General features: G+C 47.8%; 1 pseudogene. It reads left to right on the top strand.

Annotated features, from left to right (window positions below):
• Positions 1-251, top strand: a pseudogene (locus ACTHS3_RS18265) (threonine--tRNA ligase); the annotation flags it as partial.

The following is a 251-nucleotide window of genomic DNA, read 5'->3' as shown; positions in this document are numbered from 1 at the left end:
ATATCCAGCGTATTGAAGAAGCAGAAAAACGCGACCACCGCAAATTGGGCAAGCAACTGGATTTGTTCCACTTGCAGGACGAAGCGCCGGGTATGGTGTTTTGGCATCCCAAAGGTTGGGCTTTGTGGCAGACTATCGAGCAGCATATGCGTAAAGAGCTGAATGCCGCCGGTTACAAAGAAGTCAAAACCCCCCAAATCATGGATAAAACCTTTTGGGAAAAATCCGGTCACTGGGATAACTACAAAGAC

The sequence above is a fragment of the Neisseria sp. P0009.S007 genome, from assembly GCF_051962515.1.
Note: the sequence above shows the minus strand (reverse complement) of the source record. Positions and strands in the feature narration are given on the sequence as shown.